Raw genomic sequence first — 21,642 nt, 5'->3', positions numbered from 1 at the left:
CGCGCCGGGGGCGGCGGGGGGGGTGGGGGCTGGCCCCTTGGGCTTTGCAGAGCCCGTCTATTTTGCGGCGGGGGCCGGGGGGGTGGGGCCCGCCCGGGGGGCGGGGGCCCCCGCCGCGGCGGGCCTCCCCCGGCTCCGGGACCAGCCGTTGCGACAGGCCCTCCCCGGCCCCGGGGTCAGCCGTCGCAACAGGCCGCCCCGACTCCGGGGTCAGCCGCCGCGGACCATCCGCAGTTGCTGGGCGGAGCCCAGGTGCGTGCCGTCCCGGCCCCAGGCGTCGATCCACTCCGAGGACCAGCCGGAGGGGCCGGCCTGCCGGGTCGTGGCCCGGAGCAGCAGCCAGGGCGAGGACGCCTTGGCCAGGCCCGCGCCGGGCCGGACCGTGATCTCCACGGTCGGCACGAACGCGAGCGTCGAGAGCACCGCGGAGTAGGAGGGGGCCAGCGCGTCCATCAGGAGGACGAAGCGCGGGGCGTCGGGCGGGAGGTCGTCCTCGACCAGCCTGACCCAGGCCACCAGCTCGGCCTCCTGCCCGCCCGCGTAGGGGCGCGAGGAACCCACCGGCCTGATCTCCATGCTCGTCGAGATCGGCACGAATTCTTTCGGAATGGCGAATTTCTCGCACTCTTCGGGACCGGGAACCTCCGGAATGGGGAATTCCACGACCGGCCAGGAAACATCGCCGGATTCACCCGCGAAGACCGCCCACGAGTCGAGCAGTGTGCCCCGCTCGGACTCGATGCGTCCGGATACGGTCGAACTCGAACGGCCGGTGTGACCCGGCGCGGTCACGACCCGGAACGGGGAGTCGATCGCCCGCCCGAACCGGCCCGTGACGCTGACGAGTTCACGCTCTCCGGCATGCTCGCGCATGGCCTCCGCGACGAGGCCGAGGGCCAGGCCGCCGTGCAGTCCACCGAAACCCTTGAGGTGTTCGGGAACGTCCGTGTATCCCGTGTGTAAATTTCGCAGAAACTTTCCCGGACTGACCTCTTCGGCCATGCCGCCCATACCGTCCTTCGTGTTTTTCTGCATGACCCGGCACTTTAGAGGGTCGGGTACCGAGTCTTCCACCCTTTAGTGCTTCCGGACGGCTCCCGGAACCGCCTGCGGGAAAGAGAAGAAGCCGTGGGGGTCGTACGACGACTTGATTCGGCTCAATCGCGGAAGATTGGATCCGTAGTAGGCCTGCGCATAGTTCGTCAGGTTGGTGTCCGGGAAGTTCACGTACGAGCGTCCGTTGGAGTACGGATCGACGGCGCCGAACAGTCCGTTCAGCCATCCCTCCGCCGCCGCCCGGTCCTCCTCCGCCGGGACGGGCGTGGCGAGGCTGACCGTGAGGGTCGCGCTGAAGAGGGAGTCGCGGTGCACCCACGCCGTCGCGTCGGTGGCCGGCAGGTTGGCGTTCTTGCCGAGCCCGAGCAGGGAGACGATCCGGGTCTGGCCGGCCCGCCGGTCCGCGTCGAAGGCGGCGAGCAGCTCGTCCACGCCGGACTGCGGCGGGATGCGGTGGAACATGCGGCCGCGGTTCTTGAGCCAGTTCTGCCGGGGCAGCAGGGCCTCCGGGTTGGAGCCGGTCTCGTGGCAGGCGTCGACGGTCTTGTCCTCGCAGCCGAAGACCCGCATCATCGCCCGGTCGTACGGCAGTTCCTGCACGACCCGGGTCGCCGGGGCGGTGCCGACCAGCGAGGCGAGCGCGGCCAGCTCGGCCTCCAGCTCCTCCGGGGTGCCGAAGTGGACGCCCGAGACGATGAAGACCGGCAGGCTGCCGGGCTTCGCGTCGGCGAGCCGCAGGATGCCGCCGCAGGCGAGGTCGGCCGAGGCCTGCGCCGACCAGTCCAGGTAGCCCTTGACCGCGCGCTGGGCGTCCGACCAGGACCAGGTCAGGGTGTAGTGGCCGACCCGGGTGATCGGGGTGGGCGCGACCCGGAAGTCGGTGACCACGCCGAAGTTGCCGCCGCCACCGCCGCGCAGCGCCCACAGCAGGTCCGGGTGGCTGGTCTTCGAGGCCGTGACGATCCGGCCGTCGGCGAGCACGACCCGGGCCGAGACCAGGCGGTCGGAGGCGGGGCCGTACTTGCGGTACTGCCAGCCGGTGCCGCCGCCGGTGAGGAAGCCGCCGGGGCTGACGGTCGGACAGAAACCGGCCGGGACGGTGATCCCGTAGGGGGTGAGCCGGGGCACCACGTCCACGGCCTGGACGCCGGGGCCGATGCTCACGGGGCCCGTGCCGTCGCCCGGGCGGACGTGGTCGAGCCGGGTCAGGTTGACGACCAGGCCCTCGGTGGTCGACCAGCCGCCGTAGCTGTGGCCGCCGGAGCGGACGGCGGTGTGCAGTCCGTGGTCCTGGGCGAAGAGCATCGCGGTGCGGACGTCCTGGGGGGTCTCCGCGTAGACGACCGCCCGCGGGCGCACGTCGTCGAACATGGCGGTGGCCAGCTTGCGCGCGCGGTCGTACTCCGCGTCGCCGGGGAGCACCAGGTCGCCGGTGAGGGAGCGGCTCAGGCGGCTCCAGGCGGGCCCGTGGGCGTGCCCGTGACGGGGGCGGGCCCCCGCGGTGGCGGCCGTGGCGAACGCGCCGGCGGTGGTGGCGAGTCCCGCGCCGGCAGCCAGCAGGGTCCTGCGGTTGATCATGGTGGTTCGTTCCCTTCGGGGTGGGTTTCCCGCGCGTGTCGCGCCGGTGTCGGTTCCGGCCGAGCGGTTCGGCCGTCACGGCTCCGGCCGGACGGACCTGCCGTCACGGCTCAGGCCGGTGGTCGGGGAGGGGCCGGGCCCGGGCCCGGAGCAGGCGCTGCCAGCGCGCGGCGCGCGGGGCCGGGGCCGCCGGGCCGCCCCCGGCGCCCACCCACGCGGTGACGGGACGGATCCCGTGCAGCGCGTTGACCAGCCAGGTCTCCCGTTCGTGCAGCTCCTCCGGGGCGGCCCGGCCGTGGCGCACCACCACGCCGCTCTCCCGGGCCTGCCGGACGAGCAGGGCGCTGGTGACCCCGGGCAGCAGGTGCGGTCCGGGCTCCGGCAGGCACAGCTCGTCGTCCTCCCACCACAGCAGGCTGGCCGTGGTGGACTCGGCGGCCGCCCCGCTCGCGGTGGTGAGCAGGGCGTCGTCCGCGCCCGCCTCCTGTGCCTCGGCCCTGACGCGCGCGAGGAGGGCCAGGTCGGGGCCCTTGCGGTGGGGCGCGGTGCGCGGGTCGGCGTCCGGCCGGGGCAGGACGCGGACGGGCCCGAGCAGTTCCGGCGCGCGGCGCGGCCAGAGCGCGAGGACGCCGTCCCCGTGCAGCTCGACGCGCGGGAACCAGGCTCCCGTGCGGGGCAGCGCGGCGAGGGCGTCCCGCCAGAAGCGCTCCACGGCGGAGGCGTCCCGGCCGCTGTCGCGGCAGGCCCGGGTGAACCGCGCCCGGTGGCCCTCGACGTCCCGGACCCGGCCGTCCTCGACCAGCCAGGAGTCGGCGGCGAGCAGGACGTCGGGGGCGGGGGCCCCCGGGACGAGGCCCCGGGCCTCGTCCCAGGCGAGCCGCGCCTCCGCGACGGCCGGGCCGTTGGGCGGATTCATCGGGTCAGTACCGTCCCTTGCCCTTGTTGGTAGGCGCTCCCGTACGGGGTCCGTAGGGGGCGCGTTCGAGCCATTCGCCGAAGGAGGGCACGACCGGGGAGAGGGCCGCGCCGACGGCCTGCCGGAGCCGGGTGACGCGGCTCCTGGGGCGGAGGTGGGCGAGGGCGGTGCGGGCCGCCTCGCTGTTGAACCCGGCGGCCTGCCGGCGTTCGACGGCGAACGCGCCGACGGCGCCGGCCCGCCGCTCCGGTGCCGCGAGGGCCTCGGCCACGGCGTCGGCGGCGGCGACGGAGTCGGCGATGCCGCTGTTCATGCCGCGGGCGCCGAACGGCGGGAAGAGGTGGGAGGCCTCGCCGACGAGGAGCACCCGGTGGTGCGGGTCGGTGAAGGACTCGGCGACCACGTGCAGGAACTTGTACCGGGACACCCAGAGGAGCCGCTTCGCGTACTTCTCCCCGACGACCTCGGCCACCCAGCGGGCCGCCGCCGCCTCGTCGGCCCACTCCGCCGGGTCGTCGTCGTCCTTGCACTGGAGGTCGAGCTGGAAGCCGCCGGCGAAGGGCACCCGCATCACGCTGCGCCCGCCGAGCGCCGGGTGCTCGTAGACGAACACGCGCTCCAGCGGCAGCGGGTCCGCGGGGTCCTCCTCGACGTCGACGACGACGTGGAAGGCCTCGGAGCGTTCCCCCAGCATCTCGATGGACTGGGAGCGGCGCACCCGGGAGCGGGCGCCGTCCGCCCCGATCACGTACTCGGCCTCCCACACCGTGCCGTCCTCGGTGGTCAGCCGCGCCGACCGCTCCGACGTCTCCACGTCGGTGACGGCGGCGCCCCAGCGGAACACGACGCCCGCCTCGCGGCAGGCCGCCATCAGGTGCCGCTCGGTCTCGATCTGCCGCAGGCTGGTGAACGGCGGCACGAGGCCCTCGTGCTGCGGCTGGGGCGGGTAGCTGCGGGCGAAGACCTCCCGGGAGCGGTAGACGGTGCGGCGGGTGGGCCACACCACTCCGTGGGAGACCAGGGTGCGGTCCAGTCCCGGGCTGATCCGGCCGAGCAGCTTCAGCGACTCGCGGTGCACGAACAGGGCCCGGCTGCCGGGGCGCGTCCGGTCCTCCGGTTCGGCCTCCAGGAGGGTGACCGGCAGGCCGTGGCTGCGCAGGGCCAGGGCGGCGGTGAGGCCGACCGGTCCCGCGCCGACGACCAGGACCGGCGCCCGGCCGGGCTGGTGGCTGTTGGGGGTCATGACGGCTCCTCAGTCGGCGGCGGGGGCGGCCGGCGCGGTGTTCTCGCGGAGCATCCGGGTGATCTCCACCCGCTGGACCTTCCAGGTGGAGGTGCGCGGCACCTCGTTGAACGGCCAGTGCAGGGGTGCGGCGAGGGCGGGCAGGTCGGCGGTGGCGCGGTCCCAGCGCCCCTGGTCGAGCGGGGCGTCGCGGCGGGTGCAGACGACGGGGACGGGCTCGCCCTCGGGGCCGGTCACGATGATCACTTCGAGGAGCTCCTCCAGGCGCTTCAGGAGGATGTCCTCGAGTTCGAGGTTGGAGTCGATGGTGTCGATCTGGTCGATCTCGCGGTCGATCAGGTGGAGCCGGCCGAAGCGGCCGAGGGTGCCCATGTCGCCGAGCTTCCACCAGCCGTCGTTGAAGTTGTCCAGGTAGCGCTGGTGCTCGCCGAGGTACGTCATGATGCGGCCCCGGCCGCGCAGTTCGAGGTTGCCGGGCTGTCCCTTGGGGACCGGGCGGCCCTGGTCGTCGACGACCCGCAGCTTGATGAAGCCGGGGAGGACGTAGCCGACGTCGCGGCCGTCGTTCCGCTCCGCGCTCTTCTCGGTGTACCAGGCGCCGGAGATGGGGCCGGTCTCGCTCTGTCCGTAGAGCTGGATCAGGAGCGGGCGGGGGCGCGCGGAGGCGGCGAGGAGGCGCTGGATGGTGCGCGGGTGGATGGCGTCGAAGGTGCTGCTGTAGTAGCGGACGCTGGACAGCGGGGCGCCGGGGGCGTCGGCCAGGTCCTCCCACTGGACGAAGTTGTTGGGGTGGGTCTCGACCAGGCCGGGGCGGTGCCGGACGAAGATCGGGGCGATCTTGTCCGGGTCGAGGTCGTTCAGGACCAGCAGCGGGTTCCCGTAGTTGAGGAAGACGCCGAGGGAGTGGAAGAAGCGCGAGTGCACGAAGGACATGCACAGCGCGACGGTCTCCTTCTTCCGGATCGGCCAGGCGATCATCTGCTGCGGCAGCAGCCGGTGGAACAGGGCCCGCGCGTTGTGGACCATCAGCTTGGAGACGCCGGTGGTGCCCGAGGTGTGGGTGATCAGGGCCGGCTGGGAGGGGTGGAGCCTCACGGCGGGGCGCCGGGGCAGCCCGTTCAGCTCGGCGAGCAGGCGCAGTCCGCCGTGCGCGTCCGTGCCGGCGAGCAGGGTCTCGTGGGTGAGCTCCCGGACGGGGACGCCGTCGAGGGGGCCGGTCAGCTTGGCGGCGTCGGTGACCAGCCAGGGCTTGTCCAGGCGGCCGAGGAGCTTGCCGACGATCTCGCCGGGCAGCGCGGAGGAGATCATCACCGGCACGGCGCCGACGCGGGCGATGGCGGCGGCTATCAGCGAGATGTCGAAGTTGTCGGACTTGTGGACGGCGACCCGTTCGGTGGGCCGGACACCGGTGTGCCACAGGCGGGCGGCGAGGTCGTCGACGACGTCGGCGAGGGAGGCGTACGTGAAGCCGGTGCCGAGGTCGGGGAAGGTCGCGAGCGGCTGGTCGAGGGTGACCGGCGTGCCGGGGAACTTCGCGGCGGCCTGCTCCCACAGCAGACCGAGGTAGAAGGCCTTCTCCGGCAGTTTCCTGGCGAGCGTGGAGAGCATGGGGCGACTGCTTTCTCTGCGGAGGGAGCGGAGGGAGCGGAGGGAACGGAGGACGGGTCGGACGGGTCGTACGGGAGCGGGGCCGGGGCCGGGGGTCACCAGGCGCCCTGCCGGATGAGGAAGCGCTGGAGCTTGCCGGTGGCGGTGCGCGGCAGGGCGGCGACGACCTCGACGGCGCGCGGCACCTTGTACGGCTCCATGCGGGACCGGGCCAGGGCGATCAGCTCGGCCTCGAGGGCGGAGGGGTCCGCGGCGGCCGGGTGGGAGGGGCGCGGGACGACGAAGGCGCGCAGTTTGGACGCACCCCGCTCGTTGCGGACGCAGGCCACCGCGATGTCGTGCACGGCCGGGTGGCGGGCGAGCACCTGCTCGATCTCGACCGGCGAGAAGGTGATCCCGCCGACCATCTCCAGGTCGTCGGTGCGGCCCCGGTGGGCGAGGGTGCCGTCGGGGTTGCGCACCACCAGGTCGCGGGTGTTCAGCCAGCCGTCGACGAGGGTCCGGGCGGTCTCCTCGGGCAGGTCGTGGTAGCCGCGGGTGACCGTCGGGCCGGTGACCCACAGCTCGCCGGGCGTGCCGTCCGGCACGGGCCGCCCGTGCTTGTCGCGCACCTCCGCCGTGAAGCCGGGCGCGGGCCGGCCCACCGTGCCGGGCACGTGGTGGACGACGCCGTTGGTGGCGATGGCGTGCCCGGCCTCGGTCGAGCCGAGCTGGTCGTAGAGCGGTGCGCCGAGGAAGGCGCTCGCGCGCTCGCGCAGTTCGTCGGTGAGCCGCTCCCCCGCCGAGACGGCGGCGCGGACGCTCGCGAAGTGCGCCGGGTCGGTCTCGGCGACGAGGTTGGCGTACGCGGAGGGCACGGCGAACAGGTACGTGACCCGGTGCCGGGCGACCAGCTCGGCGATCCGGGCGGGCCGGGGCGGGCCCGGTTCCAGGACCGCGGAGCCGCCCGAGTACAGCGGGAAGGCGAGGGCGTTGCCGAGCCCGTAGGCGAAGAACAGCTTGGACACCGACAGGGCGGTGTCGTCCGGGCCGAAGCCGAGGACCCGGGCGCCGGCGCCCGTGTAGTAGACCGGCAGGTCGGCGTGGCGGTGGACGACGCCCTTGGGGAGTCCGGTCGTCCCGGAGGTGTACTGGAGGTAGAGCGGGTGGTCGTCGCCGACCGGGGCGGCCGGGGCGGGCTCCGCTCCGGCCGCCAGGCCGAGCAGCCGCTCGCCGGTGAGGCGGGCGAGGCCGGCGAACCGGTCGGCGAGGGAGTCCTCGGCGAGGACCGCGACCGCTCCGCTGTCCTTGGCGACGTAGCGGTGCCGTTCGGCCGTGAGGCCGGGGTTGGCGAGGACGGCGACGGCGCCGAGGCGGGCGGCGGCGAGGAAGCCGACGACCCAGGCGATGCCGTCGGGCAGGGCGAGGAGGACTCCCCGTCCGGGTCCGGCCCCGTGCTCGGCGAGCACGGTCGCGGCGCGGGCGGCGAGGTCGTGCAGCCGGCCGTGGGTGAGGGTCAGGTCGCCCTCGTGGTAGGCGGCGCGGTCGGTCAGGTTCCGCGCGACGGCGGCGTCCCCGAGCGCTGCGGCGACGTTCATGGCGTACGGCTCCTGGTGGGTCGGCTCGTGGGCGGACGGGGTCGTGCGGGGGCTCCCCAACGAGGGCCCCGGGGCTCAGGAGCCCGTGACGAGCGGCTTTCCGAGGCGGAAGGCGCGCAGCGGGGCGGAGGCCTTGAGGACCATCTCGTCGAACTCGTCGTCGGCGTCGGAGTCCAGGACGACCGCGCCGCCCGCGCCGATCCGCCACTGGTCGCCGACCCTGACGGCGGTGCGGATGACGATGTTGAGGTCGGCGGTGCCGTTGGTGGAGAGCCAGCCGATCGAGCCGGAGTACACGCCGCGGGCCTCGTCCTCCAGTTCGTCGATGATCTCCATGGTGCGCAGCTTGGGCGCCCCGGTCATCGAGCCGCCGGGGAAGCAGGCGCGCACCACGTCGATCGCGTCGAGCCCGGTGCGCACCCGGCCGCGGATCGTGGAGACGAGCTGGTGGACGGTGGTGTAGCTCTCGGTGGTCATGAGCCGGGGCACGTGGACGCTGCCCACCTCGCAGACCCGTCCGAGGTCGTTGCGGAGCAGGTCGACGATCATCAGGTTCTCGGCCCGGGTCTTGGCGCTGGCGGCGAGCGAGGCGCGCAGGGCCTCGTCCTCCTCCGGGTCCGCGCCGCGCGGCACGGTGCCCTTGATGGGCTTGGTCTCGACGACGCCGGAGCGGTCGATGGAGAGGAAGCGCTCGGGCGAGGAGCTGGCGATCTCGACGTCGCCGAGCCGCAGGTAGGACGCGTACGGCGCCGGGTTGGCGCGGCGCAGGGCCCGGTAGTAGGCGTAGCCGTCGTCCTCGCCGGGGAGCCAGGCGGAGGTGGTGAGGCAGACCTCGTAGCTCTCCCCCGCCCGCAGGTTCCGCTGGATCTCGTCGATCCGGGCCCGGTAGGCCTCCCGTCCGTGGGTGAGCCACTTCTCGGCGTCGACGGCCTCGCCCGGACCGGTGGTCCCGGCGGGTTCGGCCGGGCGGAGGGAGAGGAGGGCGGCGCTCGTGGTGTCGAGCCAGCGGACGGCGGCCGCCTCGGTGCCGGGGGTGGTGTCGCTGAGGGCGAGCAGGTACGTGCTGCCCTCCTGGTGGTCGACCACGACCACCCGGTCGGCGAAGATCCAGGCGGCGTCCGGGGTGGGCGAGACGTGCTTGTTGACCGAGCCGAGGTCGCCCTTGAGCTCGTAGCCGAAGTAGCCGACGTATCCGCCGGTGAAGCCGAACGGCAGGTCGGGGACGTCGAGTCGGCGCCGGCGCAGCTGCGCCTGGAGGTAGTCGAAGACCGTGCAGGGGATGCGGCGCGGCGGTTCGCCGGTGCGCTCGACCTCGGTCTCGCCCTCGGTCAGGCGGTAGCGAACCGTTTCGGCGAGCGGCCCCGAGGCGTCGCCGAGGAAGGAGAAGCGGGAGCGGCCGGGTTCCACGTGGGCGCTGTCCAGCCAGAAGGCGTTCGCGGCGGAGTCCGCGTACAGGTGGGTGAAGGCGGCCTCGGTGTCGACGGCGGTCTCGATGGTGCGCAGGTGGACGCGGTATCCGGCGGCGGGTTCGGCGGGTATCACCGCCCCGGGTAAGGCGACGGCGTACGGCTGTCCGGCGGGGACGGCGGGCGGGGCCGCGGCCTCGGGGCGCGGGTGTTCCTCCCGGTGGGCGCGGGTGAGGTCGCGGAAGTTGGCCATCATCCGGCGGCCGTGCTCGGTGGAGACGGACTCCGGGTGGAACTGCACGCCCCAGATCGGCCGGGTGCGGTGCCGCAGGCCCATGACGACCCCGTCCTCGGACCGGGCGGTCACCTCCAGGGTGTCGGGCAGCGGCTCGGCGACGCCGAGCGAGTGGTAGCGCACCACGGTGAAGTCCTGCGGCAGACCGGCGAAGACGTCCCGCCCGTCGTGGGCGATCCGGCTGAGGAAGCCGTGCCGCGGCTCGGGGGCGGGCCTGATCTCGGCGCCCTCGCCCAGCCCGATGCCCTGGTGGCCCAGGCAGACGCCGAGGACGGGGACGGTCGCGGTGCGCAGGACGTGCGCGGAGACGCCGAAGTCGCGGGGGCGGGCGGGGTGGCCGGGTCCGGGCGAGATGACGACGTTGTCGAAGGCCGCCAGGTCGAGTTCGGCGGCGCCGGGGGCGTCGTTGGTCACGACGACCGGCTCGACCCCGTTGACCTCGGCGAGGAGCTGGAACAGGTTGTAGGTGTACGAGTCGTGGTTGTCGATCAGCAGGGTTCTCATCACACGGCTTTCTCGGGAGGCGGCCTCGGGTCGGTCCTGCGGGCCCTTCGGTACCTTCGGCCCTTCGGTGTCTCGGGTCCTCGGGCCTGCGGGTCCTTCGGGTCCTTCGGGTCAGCCCTTGGCGATCAGCTCGGAGACGGCCGAAGCGGCCAGCAGTGCCTGGTCGTCGTTGAGACGCGGGTCGCAGAGCGTGCGGTAGGCGCGGCCGAGGCCGTCCTCGCGGGCCGGGCCGCCGGTGCCGAGGCACTCGGTCACGTCGTCGCCGGCGATCTCCAGGTGCACGCCGCCGGGCCACGCGTCCGCCCGGTGCATGGCCTCGAAGAAGCCGGTGATCTCGTCGAGCACGGCGCTCATGTGCCGGGTCTTGACCCCGGTCGCGGTGGTGACGGTGTTGCCGTGCATGGGGTCGCAGACCCACAGCACGTCGTGCCCGGCCGTGCGGACGGCCTCGACCAGGGCGGGCAGTTCGGCGCGGACCCGGCCGGCGCCGAAGCGGCCGATCAGGGTGAGGCGGCCGGGCCTGCGGTGCGGGTCGAGCCGGGCGCACAGGGCGGTCAGGGCCTCGGGACCGGTGCCCGGTCCGATCTTGCAGGCGACGGGGTTGGCGAGCCGGGCGAGGAAGGCGACGTGGGCGCCGTCGAGACGGCGGGTGCGTTCGCCGATCCACGGCAGGTGGGTGGAGAGCAGGTAGTCCTCCCCGGTGTGCCCGTCGCGGCGGACCAGGGCCTGCTCGTAGTCGAGGACCAGGGCCTCGTGGCTGGTCCACAGTCCGGTGTGGCGCCAGGTGCCGTCGCGGTGGGTGGCGGTCTGCCCGTAGTCCTTGAGGATCGAGCGCAGGCTGCCGTCCCAGGCGCGGGTGGGCAGGCCTTCGCCCCCCGTGGTGTACGAGCCGTCCGGGGGCAGCAGCGCGGAGGCGGACTCGTGCGCGATCAGGTGCAGTTCGTTGAGGACCGCGCGGGCGGTGGCGTAGCCGGTGAGCATGCGGCGCGGGTCGGGGACGCGGGCGGCCGGGTCGGCGGCGTGTCCGTTGACGAGGTCGCCGCGGTAGACCGGCAGGGTCAGTCCGTCGACGGTCTCCTCGGGCCGGGAGCGGGGCTTGGCGTACTGGCCGGCGAGCCGGCCGACGGTGATCGCGGGCAGCCGGGTGCGGCCGCTGATGATCTCGGCCATCCGTCCGATGACGCGGTGCTTGCCGCGCACGGCGGCGAGCCCGGCGGCGCCGACGGGCTCGGCGCAGTCGCCCGCCTGGAGCAGGAAGGCGCGTCCCGCGCCCGCGTGGGCGAGGCCGGAGGCGAGCCGGCGCACGTCGGCGGGGGCGGTGAGGGCGGGGGCGAGGGCCAGCTGGTCCTGGACCCGGGCCGCCCGGGAGGCGTCGGGCCACCGGGGCTGCTGGTCGGCCGGAAGGTTGCGCCACTCGGTGAGGGCGAGCGGCGGCAGGGTGTCGGCCGCAACGGTCGGCGGGGAATCGGCGAGGGTCACGGCTTCTCTCTTCCGTCCGTACGAGGGGAATGGTTCCGTGCCGGTCGGTCAGCCTTCGTGGTCGGCGGTGACCAGTCCCTTGGGCTCCAGGAGGAACTGGGCCAGGCTGCCGTCGTGCGGGGTCTCGGGCACGCCCGCCCAGGGGCGGACGCGGCCGGTGACGACCTTGCGCACGGAGGGCTCGCGGAGCACCTGCTCGGCGAGGCCGGCGTGCTCGCCGAGGAGGCTGACGACGAGGGAGTCGCGCAGCGGGCGGGTGCCGTCGGCGGGGCGCCAGGGCGCCACCACGACGAACGGGAAGCCCAGTTCCGTACCGGCGATCGGGTCGTCGGGCCGGTCGACGGAGACGACGAGCGGGCGCAGCACGGTGGTGCCGTCGCCGGGGTCGGCGAGCAGCGAGCCGCCGTAGCGGTGGGTGCTGTGGTCGGTGGCGCCCGCGGTGAGGTTCCGCAGGTGGCCGGCCAGGGCGTCGGCGGTGTCGGCGCCGAAGGCCGGCAGGGTGGCGCGCTCGTCGAGGACGGGGTGGACGGGCAGGTCGGCGAGCCGGGCGGCGAGGGCGTCGGCGAGCGGGGCGGCCTCTCCGGCGGTCAGGACGAGGGAGATGTTGTTGCAGCGCACCCCGCCGTCCTCGGCGATCCAGTCCACGAGGTCGTCGAGGACCTCCTTGTCGTCCTCGGCGCCCGCCCCGACGAGGACCTTGCTGCGGCCGGGGCCGCGCACGAGCACGTCGCTCCGGTGTCCGAACCGCTCGGCGGCGGCCGGTCCGCCGTAGACCAGGCCCAGGTCGGCCTGGGCGAGGAGGTGTTCGCCGACCTCGTGGTCGCCGGGCAGGAAGGCCAGGGTGTCCGGGTCGATCCCGGCGGCGAGCAGGGCGGCGAAGAGGCGGCGCGGGGTGAACGGGTCCTTGCTGCCGGGGCGGACGAGGACCCGGGCGCCCAGGGCGAGGGCGCGGACCCAGGTGACGTTGGGCTCGGGGTGGTTGTTGGGCACGACGGCGGCGAGCAGGGCGCCGCGCGGCACCCAGACGGTGCGGTAGCCGGGGGCCTCGAAGGGCTCCGGGTACTCGGCCCGGTTGATGCGCTCGATGATGCCGAGGGAGCCTCGGACGCCCTCGATCGCCCGGGTGACGGCGGCGCCGGGGGTGCCGGTGGCCAGGACGACCCGGCGGCGGTACTCCTCGGGGGTCTCGCCTCGGAGTTCGGCGGTGGCGAAGAGTTCGCCGGCCTTCGCGAAGAGCTCGGGGCCGGGGGCGGGGCCGGGCTTCGCGGCCCTGAGCCGGTTGAGGGCGGCCTGGGCGAGCAGCCGGGGGGCCAGACCGACGGAGACGAGCGGGGTGCCGTCGAGGGCGGCGAGTTCGGCGCGGTCGCGGCTGTCGACGTCCTGGCCGCCGATGACGGGGTTGACGACGGGCAGGGGCGGGGCGGCGGCCATCAGTAGACCCCCTCGATCACGGCCGGGGCGTCCTTGGCCTTGAGGGGCGCGATGTCGGCGAGGCCGTCGAGGTCCGACCCGGCGGCCGGCTCGACGCGGATCGCGGTGTCCCGCTCCAGGACGTTGGGCAGGAACATGTCCCGGCTGAGCTGGTGGACGAGGACCTGGCCGCGCTCCCCGTACGCGACGGGGCCGCCGGTCTCCGGGTCGAGCAGCTCGACGAGGGACTGCGGGTGGTACGGGACGAAGACGCACGGGTGGCGGTCGCCGTCCTCGCGCGGGCGCTGCGGGGCGATGCCCATCAGGGTGTTGCCGTAGATCGCGGCGACCCTGGCGTTCGGGAAGAAGGTCTCCTCGATCTGCCGCAGCGACTCGGGGCTGATGCTGGTGCCGGCCCACAGGATGGCTTCGAGGGAGTCGGCGAGCCGCTCGTACAGGCCGGGGCGGGCGCAGACGGCCTCCAGGACCGGGGGCGTGATGAAGAGCACGCTCACGTTCTGGGTGTTGACGACGAGTTCGATCTGCTCGATCAGGTATTCGCGGTACTCGGCGGCCAGTTCGGGCCGGCCGGAGCCGATGAGCCGCTTCACCCAGCGCGGGTCGAAGTCCAGGGTGAAGCACATCGAGCCGCGGAGCTGCGCCAGGTGCCGGACGGTGCGGCCGACGACGTGCGGGCCGGTGGGGCCGACGTGCAGCCAGTGGCCGCGGCCGGGGAAGCCGTGGGCGGCGAGCACCTCGCTGACCCATTCGACGTTCCGGGAGCGGGCGTGCGCGTCGACGACCCGCTTGGGCGCGCCGACGGTGCCGCCCGACTCGAAGACCTCGAAGGGCTGTCCGGCGGCACCGGCGGGCACCAGGTCCTCCACGGGCACGGTCCGCAGCTCGCCGCTGACGTCCGGGAAGCGCCGCAGGTCGGCGACCGAGGCGATGTCCGTGCGCGGGTCGAAGTCGAGCGTCTTCGCCTTGCGCAGCCAGAACGGGGAGCCGGTGGCGGGGTCGAAGTGCCAGTCGAGGGTGGCGCGCAGATGGTCCTGCAGAGTCATGTTCGTCCGTCCGTGGGTAGATCGGCTCAACGGCCCGGGGCGTGCCCCGGGCGAGATCGGCACAACGGCGCGATGCGGAAGGGAAGTTCGAGCCATGCCGCCCTGATGGGAATTTACCTTTCCTGTGAGGCACCTTGGCTGTCAAGCGTCGCTCGAGCGCACGGGCGAGCCGGCGGGGCAGACTGTTCAACTGCCGGATCGCCCATCTGGCCAGCCGCCCGGACCGCTCCTACCATCACCACCATGACCTCTGGAAACACCCAGCGCCTGGACCTGAACACCCTGTCCGCGCGCACGTACTCAGCCATGCACAAGCTGGCCGGTCAGGCCGCCCAGGCCGCCACCGAGGCCGGTCTCGAGCAGCCGCTCATCGAGCTCGTCCGCATCCGCGCCTCGCAGATCAACGGCTGCGCCTTCTGCATCGACATGCACACCCTCGACGCCCGGCACGCCGGCGAGAGCGAGCAGCGCCTGTACGCCCTCACCGCCTGGGAGGAGACCCCGTTCTTCAGCGAGCGGGAGCGGGCCGCCCTGGAGTTCACCGAGGCCGTCACCCTCATCCACGACGGACACGTCCGCGACGAGGTGCACGAGCGCGCGGTGAAGGTCTTCGGCGAGGAGCAGCTCGCCGCCCTGCTGTGGATCGTCGTCGTGATCAACAGCTACAACCGGGTCGCGATCCCGCAGCGGCTCACCCCGGGCAACTACACCCCCTCCGCCTGACCCGGGCACCGTCCGCCGTGTCCGCCTCCGGGCGGGCACGGCGCCGCGCCCCGAAGGGCGCGGCGGACCGAGAGACCGCCGCCATGCCCGCCCCCTCTCCGGCCGCGCTCCCCGAGGAGCGGTCCGGCCTCCCGTCCCGCGCCCCGGCACGGGACTTCACCGACGTCTTCACCCGGACGCTGCTCCGCCACCGCGGCCCGACCACGGAGCTCCTCGAACGCCGCGTCCGCCACCGGCTGCGACTGCGGCTCGTCGGGCAGACCCTGACCGGCAGCGCGACCGGCGCGCGCCGCCTCGTCCGCCGCACCGAACTGGTCGCCCCGGACGGCACGGTGGTCTCCCGCAACCTGGTGCTCGGCCGGCTGCCGCACGACGAGGAGCTGGCCTCCGCCGTCACCAGCCGCTCCGTACCCCTCGGCCGTTCCCTGGCCGCGTACGGCGTCCCGCAGCGGCGCACCCCGCTGACCGCCGGTCTCGCTCCCTGGCGGGGACCGGGCGGCGGGCCGGCCGCCGTGTCGCGCGGCTATCTGCTGCAGCTGGCCGACGAGGCCCCGCTGTACGTCCGGGAGACCTTCCACCCCTCCGTGGCCCCGCCGGAGCGTGCCCCGTGAGCGCCCCGGACCCCGTGGTCGTGGTCGGCGCCGGACCGGTCGGCCTCTCCGCCGCGCTGGCCGCGCACGCCCTGGGCCTGCGCCCGCTCCTCCTCGAAGCCCGTGCGCGCACGGCCGAACGGCCCGGCAGCCGCGCCGTCTTCGTGCACCGCGCCACCCTCGACCGGCTCGACGCCGTCCGGCCCGGGCTCGGGGCGGAGATCGCCGCCCGGGGCCTGGTGTGGGACACCAGGCGCACCCTGTGGGCGGGCCGTCAGGTCCACCTCCGCACGTACGCCACCGATCCGGCGACGGCACCCTTCACCAGCCTGCCGCAGACCGTCGTCGAGGACCTGCTGCGCCGGGCCTGCGACGAGGCGGGCGTCCGGGCCCTCTGGGGCGATCCCGTACGGGAGGCGGTGCCGTCCCCCGACGGGGTGCGGCTCCGCACGGAGTCCGGCGCCGTCCACCGGGCCCGGCACGTCATCGCGGCGGACGGCGCCCGCTCGGCGGTGCGCGAGGCCGTGGGCATCGGGCTGGACGGCAGCACGTCGGCCACCGAGTTCGTGGTCGTCGACGTGGCGGACGGGGAGCGGCCCGCCCGCCCCGAGCGGGTCTTCCACTACCGGCACCCGGCGGCCGGCGGGCGCCACGTGCTCCTCGTGCCCTTCCGGGGCGGCTGGCGCGTCGACGTCCAGTGCCGCCCGGGCGACGACGCCCGGCACCTCGCGGCGACCGCCCGGGAGTGGCTGCCCGCGGTGCTCCCCCAGGTGCCCGGCCCCGAGGTCACCTGGTCCTCGGTCTACCGCTTCCAGCTCCGGGTCGCCGCCCGCTTCACCGACGCCACCGGGCGGGTGCTGCTCGCGGGCGAGGCCGCCCACCTGCTGCCGCCCTTCGGCGCGCGCGGGATGAACTCCGGCGTCGGCGACGCCGTGGCCGCGGCCCGGGCCGTGCGGGACGACGCGGTGGAGGCGTACGCCCGCGAGCGGCGGACGGCGGCCGAGCGCAACGTCCGCGCGGCCGGCGCCGCCCTCGACCACCTGCTGGCCCCCCGCCCCGGCCTGCGCCTGCTCCAGCGGTCCGCCGCGGCCGCCGCCCCGCTGTGGCCCCGCGCGGGCCGCTGGCTGGACGCGGCCCCGTACGGACCCCGGATCAAGAAGGTGCGCTACTGAGGGCCCCTCCGGGACCGCTCCTCGCCGCGCCGGGCGCGTTCGGCGAACTCCTGCCAGACGCGGGCGTACTCGGAGGCCAGCTCCGCGACGGCGCCGGCCCGGTGGACGGGGACGCCGTCGGCGAGGGTCTGCCACTGCGCGGGAGGAAGGGTCAGCGCGCTCAGCAGACGGAGCAGGACGCGGCCGCTCTCGGTGTGGCGCAGGGCGGGGTCGCGGCACAGGTTCTGGTAGGCCGCGGCCAGTTCCTCCTCCGGGGCCGGGGACGGAGCCGATGCCGGAACCGGCGCCGTGGACGGAACCGCGCGCACGGGCGACCCCGGCTCCCACCCCGGTTCCTCCGTCCGCCCGCCGTCCCCGCCCCGCAGCCGCTCCGGTACGGGGTCCTCGCCGCGCCGCACCCGGTCGCGCACGTCCCGCACCGTCGCCGGCGACAGGCCCGTCCGCTTGGCGATCTCCCGCAGCGAGACGTCCGGGGACGCGGCGAGCAGGCGTCCGGCCTCGCGGCGGCCCTGGGCGGTGGACAGCGGGCGCACCCGGCCGTCCCGGCCGAGCCGCCCGGCCGGGGCGTCCGGACCGGGGGCGCTGCGCCGCAGCGCGGCCACGGTGTGCGCGGACAGGCCGGACACGGAGGCGATGGCCCGGTCCGCCCAGTGCGGATGGGAGGCCAGGATCCGCGCCGCCGCCGCCTGGCGCTCGGCGAGCGAGAGCGGCAGCCCGTGCCGGGTGTTGGCCTCGACGGCGTACACGAAGGCGTCCTCCGCCCCGCCGTCGAAGAACCGGACCTCGACCTCGGTCCGGCCGCGCAGCACGGCGGCCCGCAGCCGGTGCGTGCCGTCGACCACCCGCATCGATTCCCGGTGCACGACGATCGGCGGCAGCTCGCCCTCCGCCGCGGCGAGGATCCGCAGGTGCTCCGGGTGCTCGGTGCGGGCCCGGGGCGAGTCGGCGGGGTGCAGCGCGGCGACGGGCACGAGGTGTACGGCGGTGAGCAGGGGCGCCCGCGACGGCTCGGGCTCTCCCCCCGCACCCGGGAACGCCCCGGCCCTGACAGTGTTCACGGCTCTCTTCCTCCTCGTACGCGCGGTGGGCAACCGTGCGCTTCGCACGGTCGCCCACCCCTCGCGCGTCCCTGAAAACGTTCGAACGCCCGGTCGTTCAGTCGAGTGCGCGCAGCAGCGCGACGACCTCCCGGGCCGCCGCGTCGGCCTCCTCGCCGGCCGGCTCCGACCCCGGCTCCGCCTCAAGGAGCGGCGTGGCGTCCGCGAGCAGCGCCGCGAGCCGGCCGCCGTTCTCCCGCGTGAAGGCCTCCGAGCCCTCCCAGAAGACGTCCCGCACCGCGCGGGCGGTGAGGAACGAGCCGTCCGGGGCGGAGGTCAGGAGCTTGCCCGCGAGGGACCGTTCGAGGGCGGTCGGGGTCCAGCGCCCGCCGGCCAGGTCCGCCGCGAGCGTCCGCGCGGCGGTCCGCACCCGGTCCGCGCCGGGCACCGGGCGGGTGCCGACGAGGAGGCCGGGGATCGGGTTGGCCCGGTAGTTGTCCCAGAACGCGTCGCCGAACCTCTCCACGGACTCGGCCGGCACCTCGGGCACCGCCCACGCGTAGTCCTCGAACCCGGCCGCCGCGAGGCACTCGGCGAAGGCCTCGTGGCTCCAGCGCGAGGTGGTGATGGTGGAGGTCTCGGTGCCGATGAGGTCGGTGACCAGGACGCCCCGGTCCCCGTCCGGGGTCTCCGAGACCACCCGCAGCCCGTACGCGTCCCACTTGGGCCCGAAGGGTTCGAACTCCGGCCGTACGGTGAGCGCGACGAACCGCCCGCCCGGGGCCAGGTTGTCGTGGATGCCGCGCAGCATGGCGGTCAGTTCGGTCTTGGTGGTGGCGTAGTTGAGCAGCCATACCGCGCTCACCAGGTCGAAGGCGCCCAGCCTGGGCAGCGCGACGGCGTCGCCGACGTGGTAGGTGATGCCGAGCGGGCGCTCCCGCTCGGTCGCGCGGGCCAGTTCGACCATGACCGGGGACAGGTCGACGCCGACGGTCTCGGCGGCGCCGGCGGCCTTGATCAGACGGGTGTAGTGGCCGTGCCCGCAGGCCAGGTCGAGGACCCGCCGGCCGTTCAGGTCGCCGAGGTGCTTGAGGACGTTGTGCTGCTCGGGCCCGGCGAGCGGGGCGGTGTCCTTGAAGTCCGAGTACCGGTCGCCGATCCCCGCGTACTGGTCCTGCTGCTCGCCCTCGGGGGACGCGCCCGCCGGGTGGGGGGCGAAGTCGGTGTAGCCGGTGGCCCCGCCCTCGTGGAAGGTGTCCTCGTCGGGCTCGGTGAGCGGGAGGCCCCGGCGGATCCGCTCGGGCAGGTCGGGGTTGGCGGAGAAGTACCGCGCGAAGGCCACGGCGTCGGCGGCCCCGGCGTCGAGCCGCCGCGCGCCGGTCTCCGGGTCGGTCGGGGCGTCCCCGGTGAACGGGTTGGTGAGCAGGGTGCCCGCCCAGCGCTCGCGCACCAGCCGGTTCAGCCGCTCGTCCGCGCTCTCCACCAGGTGCAGATAGGCGAGCCGTCCGGCGTCGAGGGCGTCCGCGAGCAGCCCGTAGACCACCGAGGGGTCCTGCTCGACGGTGTCGTTGTAGCCGCTGGCGGGCGAGATCCGCAGCGCCACCCGGTCCGCGCCGATCGCGTCGGAGACGGTGCGGACGGCCTCGACGGCGAAGCGGATCCGGGCGGCGGGGTCGCCGCCGTAGCCGTCCTCGCGGAGGTTGGTGTTGTCGCAGAGGAACTGGTGGATCAGGTACCCGTTGGCGCCCTGGAGTTCGACCCCGTCGAACCCGGCCTCGACCGCCGCGGCGGCGGCCGCCGCGAAGTCCGCCAGGGTCGTGGCGATGTCCTCGGCGGTCATCGCGCGCGGCTCCACGGTCGGCACGAGCCCCTTCGGGGTGCGCGCGTCGCTGAGCGCGGTCACGGCGGACGGGGCGAGCGGCCGTAAGCCCTCGGGCAGCAGGTCGGGGTGGGCGATGCGGCCGTGGTGGGAGAGCTGCGCCACGATGCGCCCGCCCGCCCGGTGCACGGCGCCGGTGACCTCCGCCCAGCCGGCGATCTGCTCGGGGGTGTGCAGTCCGGGCTGGCCGACCGGCCCGGCGCCGGCCGGGCTGATCCGCACGCCCTCGGTGACGATCAGCCCGGCGGAGGCCCGCTGGGCGTAGTACTGGGCCACCAGCGGGCCGGGCACGCCGTCGGCGCCGGCGCGGTTGCGGGTCATGGGGGCCATGACGACGCGGTTGGGCAGGGCCAGGGCGCCGGCGGTGAGCGGGTCGTACAGGGATGGCATGGGTCTCTCTCCGTAGGGTGCTTCGGATGTCCGGCGGTTCAGGCGTTTCCGGGCCGGGCGTCCGCGGCCCCGGCCGCTCCGGTCCAGGTGGTGAGCTCGATGCCGTCGCCGAGGGGCAGGTCGAGCGAGACGTAGCCCCGGTCCCGGTCCCGGATCCGCTCCAGGTACGCGGCGGGCAGCATCGAGAGGTTGTCGGAGACGATCACGGCTCCGGGCGCGAGGACGGGCTCCAGGACCTCCAGGACCGGCAGGTACAGCTCCTTCCAGCCGTCGAGGAGGACGAGGTCGACGGGCGCGTCGAAGGCGCGCAGCAGCTCCAGCGCGTCGCCCTCCCGCACGTCGACGAGGTCGGCGAGCCCGGCCTCGTCGAGGTTGGCCCGGGCCCGGCGCACCTTGCTGCCGTCGAGCTCGGTGGTGACGAGCCGGCCCCGGCCGTTCTCCCGCAGGCCGGCGGCGATCTGCACGGCCGAGGTGCCGAAGGAGGTGCCGAACTCCACGACGAGCCGGGGGCGCAGCATGCGGACCAGGGTGTACAGCAGCCGCCCGGTGTGCGGGTCGACGGGGAGCAGCGCGTCGGCGCAGAGCGCGCTGGCCTCGGCGGGGGTGGGCGGGGCGGCCAGTCGGGCGGCGTTCGCGTGGGCGCGCTCCATCACCTCCTTGTCGTCCCGCTCGGCCTGGGAGTACAGCCGGTTCAGGACGGCGCGGACGGCGGGGTCGTCGAGCCCCGCGGGGCCCGGGGCGGCGGACTGGACGGTCACGGTGGGTCTCCCGCTCTCAGAGGGACGCGAGCAGGTCGCGGCGGACGTAGCTCTGGGCGTTGTAGATGGTCCGGCGGGTGTCGGTGATGGCCCGGCGGCCGTGCATCACCCGGGTGTTGTCGATGAGCGCGACGTCGCCGTCCTGCCACTCGATGTCCTCGGTGAGCCGGTCGGTGAGGCGCTTCATGCGGGCGGTCAGCTCCTCGCCGAGCGGGCTGCCGTCGGCGAAGGAGATGACCGGCTTCTCGTAGTTGTAGGAGGGGCCGAAGACGCTGTTGGCCCAGGAGAGCCGCTCGCCGAAGAGCGTGGCGTGGGCCGCGCCCGTGCGGTACGTGTAGTGGGCGGAGCCGTCCTCCAGCTGGACGAGCGTGGTGGACGCGCGGCCGTCCGGGGCGCTCTCGACCAGGGCGCGGAAGTCCTCGAAGGTGATGTCCTCCAGGGGCTTCGCGCCACCGGTCTGGTGGCTGACGAACTGCTTCCACTTGGCTTCCTCGACCCGGCGCGCGTACGTGATGTCCTGCGCGAAGGCGGCCCGGTCGGCCTCCTCGGCGGCGTCCCACACGCGGTAGCCGTCGCACACGGTGGTCTGCGAGCCGTGGGAGGCGGCCTTCTCGCAGAGGAACCAGGTCAGGTCGGGTCCGAAGGGGCTGTTGCCGTTCTCCAGGTGGAGGCCGACGGCGTCGGTGCCGGCGTCGACCTTCTGCGCGACGTCGCCGCCGTGAAAGGAGCGGGCGGGGTCGAGGGTCACCCGGTCGGAGTGGTTCTTGACGAAGAGGGAGAACTCCTCGACGGAGGGGCGGAATCCGCGCAGGACGACGTGCCCGGCCTCGGCGAGCAGCCGCACGACGGCGCGCGGGTCCAGGTCGCCGAGGGACGCCCCGTCGGCGCCGGGCGTGACGAGCTTTCCGGTGCCCGTGCCGAGGGGCGTGGTCTCCGGCCGGCTCACAGACATGTTGA

17 protein-coding genes are annotated in these 21,642 nt (G+C 74.7%); 3 read left to right on the top strand and 14 right to left on the bottom strand.

Annotation, left to right across the window (positions count from 1 at the left end):
- Positions 1-210: 210 nt before the first annotated feature.
- The 10 genes from ACWGSR_RS34835 to ACWGSR_RS34790 all read right to left on the bottom strand — a co-directional run bounded on the left by ACWGSR_RS34835 (position 211) and on the right by ACWGSR_RS34790 (position 14,136).
- The gene (locus ACWGSR_RS34835; RefSeq protein ID WP_376240234.1) at positions 211-1,035 is read right to left on the bottom strand and encodes a thioesterase family protein; all 825 of its coding nucleotides are present in this window, start codon (positions 1,033-1,035) and stop codon (positions 211-213) included.
- Positions 1,036-1,077: 42 nt separating this feature from the next.
- The gene (locus ACWGSR_RS34830; RefSeq protein WP_453572869.1) at positions 1,078-2,634 is read right to left on the bottom strand and encodes an FAD-binding oxidoreductase; all 1,557 of its coding nucleotides are present in this window, start codon (positions 2,632-2,634) and stop codon (positions 1,078-1,080) included.
- A 103-nt stretch (positions 2,635-2,737) separates the two neighbouring features.
- Positions 2,738-3,550: an aminotransferase class IV gene (locus ACWGSR_RS34825; RefSeq protein ID WP_453572867.1), complete on the bottom strand. Its 813-nt coding sequence runs from the start codon at positions 3,548-3,550 to the stop codon at positions 2,738-2,740.
- A gap of 4 nt (positions 3,551-3,554) precedes the next feature.
- Positions 3,555-4,793, bottom strand: a complete 1,239-nt coding sequence (locus ACWGSR_RS34820; protein ID WP_366372678.1) for an FAD-dependent monooxygenase — start codon at positions 4,791-4,793, stop codon at positions 3,555-3,557.
- Between the two features lie 9 nt (positions 4,794-4,802).
- Positions 4,803-6,401: a class I adenylate-forming enzyme family protein gene (locus tag ACWGSR_RS34815; protein WP_376240225.1), complete on the bottom strand. Its 1,599-nt coding sequence runs from the start codon at positions 6,399-6,401 to the stop codon at positions 4,803-4,805.
- A gap of 95 nt (positions 6,402-6,496) precedes the next feature.
- The gene (locus ACWGSR_RS34810) at positions 6,497-7,978 is read right to left on the bottom strand and encodes an AMP-binding protein (RefSeq protein ID WP_453572863.1); all 1,482 of its coding nucleotides are present in this window, start codon (positions 7,976-7,978) and stop codon (positions 6,497-6,499) included.
- Positions 7,979-8,053: 75 nt separating this feature from the next.
- On the bottom strand, positions 8,054-10,183 hold the full coding sequence (gene pabB / locus ACWGSR_RS34805) for an aminodeoxychorismate synthase component I (RefSeq protein ID WP_376240219.1): 2,130 nt from the start codon (positions 10,181-10,183) through the stop codon (positions 8,054-8,056).
- Between the two features lie 111 nt (positions 10,184-10,294).
- Complete coding sequence (locus ACWGSR_RS34800) at positions 10,295-11,662, bottom strand: 3-deoxy-7-phosphoheptulonate synthase (RefSeq protein ID WP_376240216.1); 1,368 nt, start codon at positions 11,660-11,662, stop codon at positions 10,295-10,297.
- Positions 11,663-11,710: 48 nt separating this feature from the next.
- Entirely contained in the window at positions 11,711-13,093 is a 1,383-nt protein-coding gene (locus tag ACWGSR_RS34795) for an aldehyde dehydrogenase family protein (RefSeq protein WP_376240213.1), read from the bottom strand.
- Positions 13,093-14,136 (bottom strand): AMP-binding protein, encoded by a 1,044-nt coding sequence (locus ACWGSR_RS34790; RefSeq protein WP_376240211.1) that lies wholly within the window; start codon positions 14,134-14,136, stop codon positions 13,093-13,095. The genes ACWGSR_RS34795 and ACWGSR_RS34790 overlap by 1 nt, the downstream gene beginning before the upstream one ends.
- A gap of 243 nt (positions 14,137-14,379) precedes the next feature.
- Here ACWGSR_RS34790 and ACWGSR_RS34785 point away from each other — a divergent pair, with 243 nt between their 5' ends.
- The 3 genes from ACWGSR_RS34785 (at position 14,380) to ACWGSR_RS34775 (ending at position 16,621) form a co-directional block, all read left to right on the top strand.
- Entirely contained in the window at positions 14,380-14,859 is a 480-nt protein-coding gene (locus ACWGSR_RS34785) for a carboxymuconolactone decarboxylase family protein (protein WP_366372671.1), read from the top strand.
- Between the two features lie 83 nt (positions 14,860-14,942).
- A complete protein-coding gene (locus ACWGSR_RS34780; RefSeq protein WP_453572859.1) occupies positions 14,943-15,470 on the top strand; it encodes a hypothetical protein in 528 nt (175 codons plus the stop codon).
- Positions 15,467-16,621 (top strand): FAD-dependent monooxygenase, encoded by a 1,155-nt coding sequence (locus tag ACWGSR_RS34775; RefSeq protein ID WP_453572856.1) that lies wholly within the window; start codon positions 15,467-15,469, stop codon positions 16,619-16,621. Before ACWGSR_RS34780 ends, ACWGSR_RS34775 begins: the two co-directional genes overlap by 4 nt.
- Here the strand turns inward: ACWGSR_RS34775 and ACWGSR_RS34770 are convergent.
- The 4 genes from ACWGSR_RS34770 to ACWGSR_RS34755 all read right to left on the bottom strand — a co-directional run bounded on the left by ACWGSR_RS34770 (position 16,615) and on the right by ACWGSR_RS34755 (position 21,637).
- Positions 16,615-17,679 carry a ParB/RepB/Spo0J family partition protein gene (locus tag ACWGSR_RS34770; RefSeq protein WP_453572854.1) on the bottom strand — a complete coding sequence of 355 codons (1,065 nt, stop codon included), beginning with the start codon at positions 17,677-17,679 and terminating at the stop codon, positions 16,615-16,617. The two genes, ACWGSR_RS34775 and ACWGSR_RS34770, sit on opposite strands and share 7 nt — an antisense overlap.
- A gap of 97 nt (positions 17,680-17,776) precedes the next feature.
- On the bottom strand, positions 17,777-19,927 hold the full coding sequence (locus tag ACWGSR_RS34765; RefSeq protein ID WP_453572851.1) for an oxidoreductase: 2,151 nt from the start codon (positions 19,925-19,927) through the stop codon (positions 17,777-17,779).
- 38 nt (positions 19,928-19,965) lie between these two features.
- Positions 19,966-20,685, bottom strand: coding sequence for an O-methyltransferase (locus ACWGSR_RS34760; RefSeq protein ID WP_383156340.1), 720 nt, complete (start codon positions 20,683-20,685; stop codon positions 19,966-19,968).
- A 16-nt stretch (positions 20,686-20,701) separates the two neighbouring features.
- Positions 20,702-21,637, bottom strand: coding sequence for a TauD/TfdA family dioxygenase (locus tag ACWGSR_RS34755; RefSeq protein WP_376240197.1), 936 nt, complete (start codon positions 21,635-21,637; stop codon positions 20,702-20,704).
- Positions 21,638-21,642 lie beyond the last annotated feature (5 nt).

It is taken from the genome of Streptomyces sp. NPDC055632, assembly GCF_053618675.1.
Note: the sequence above shows the minus strand (reverse complement) of the source record. Positions and strands in the feature narration are given on the sequence as shown.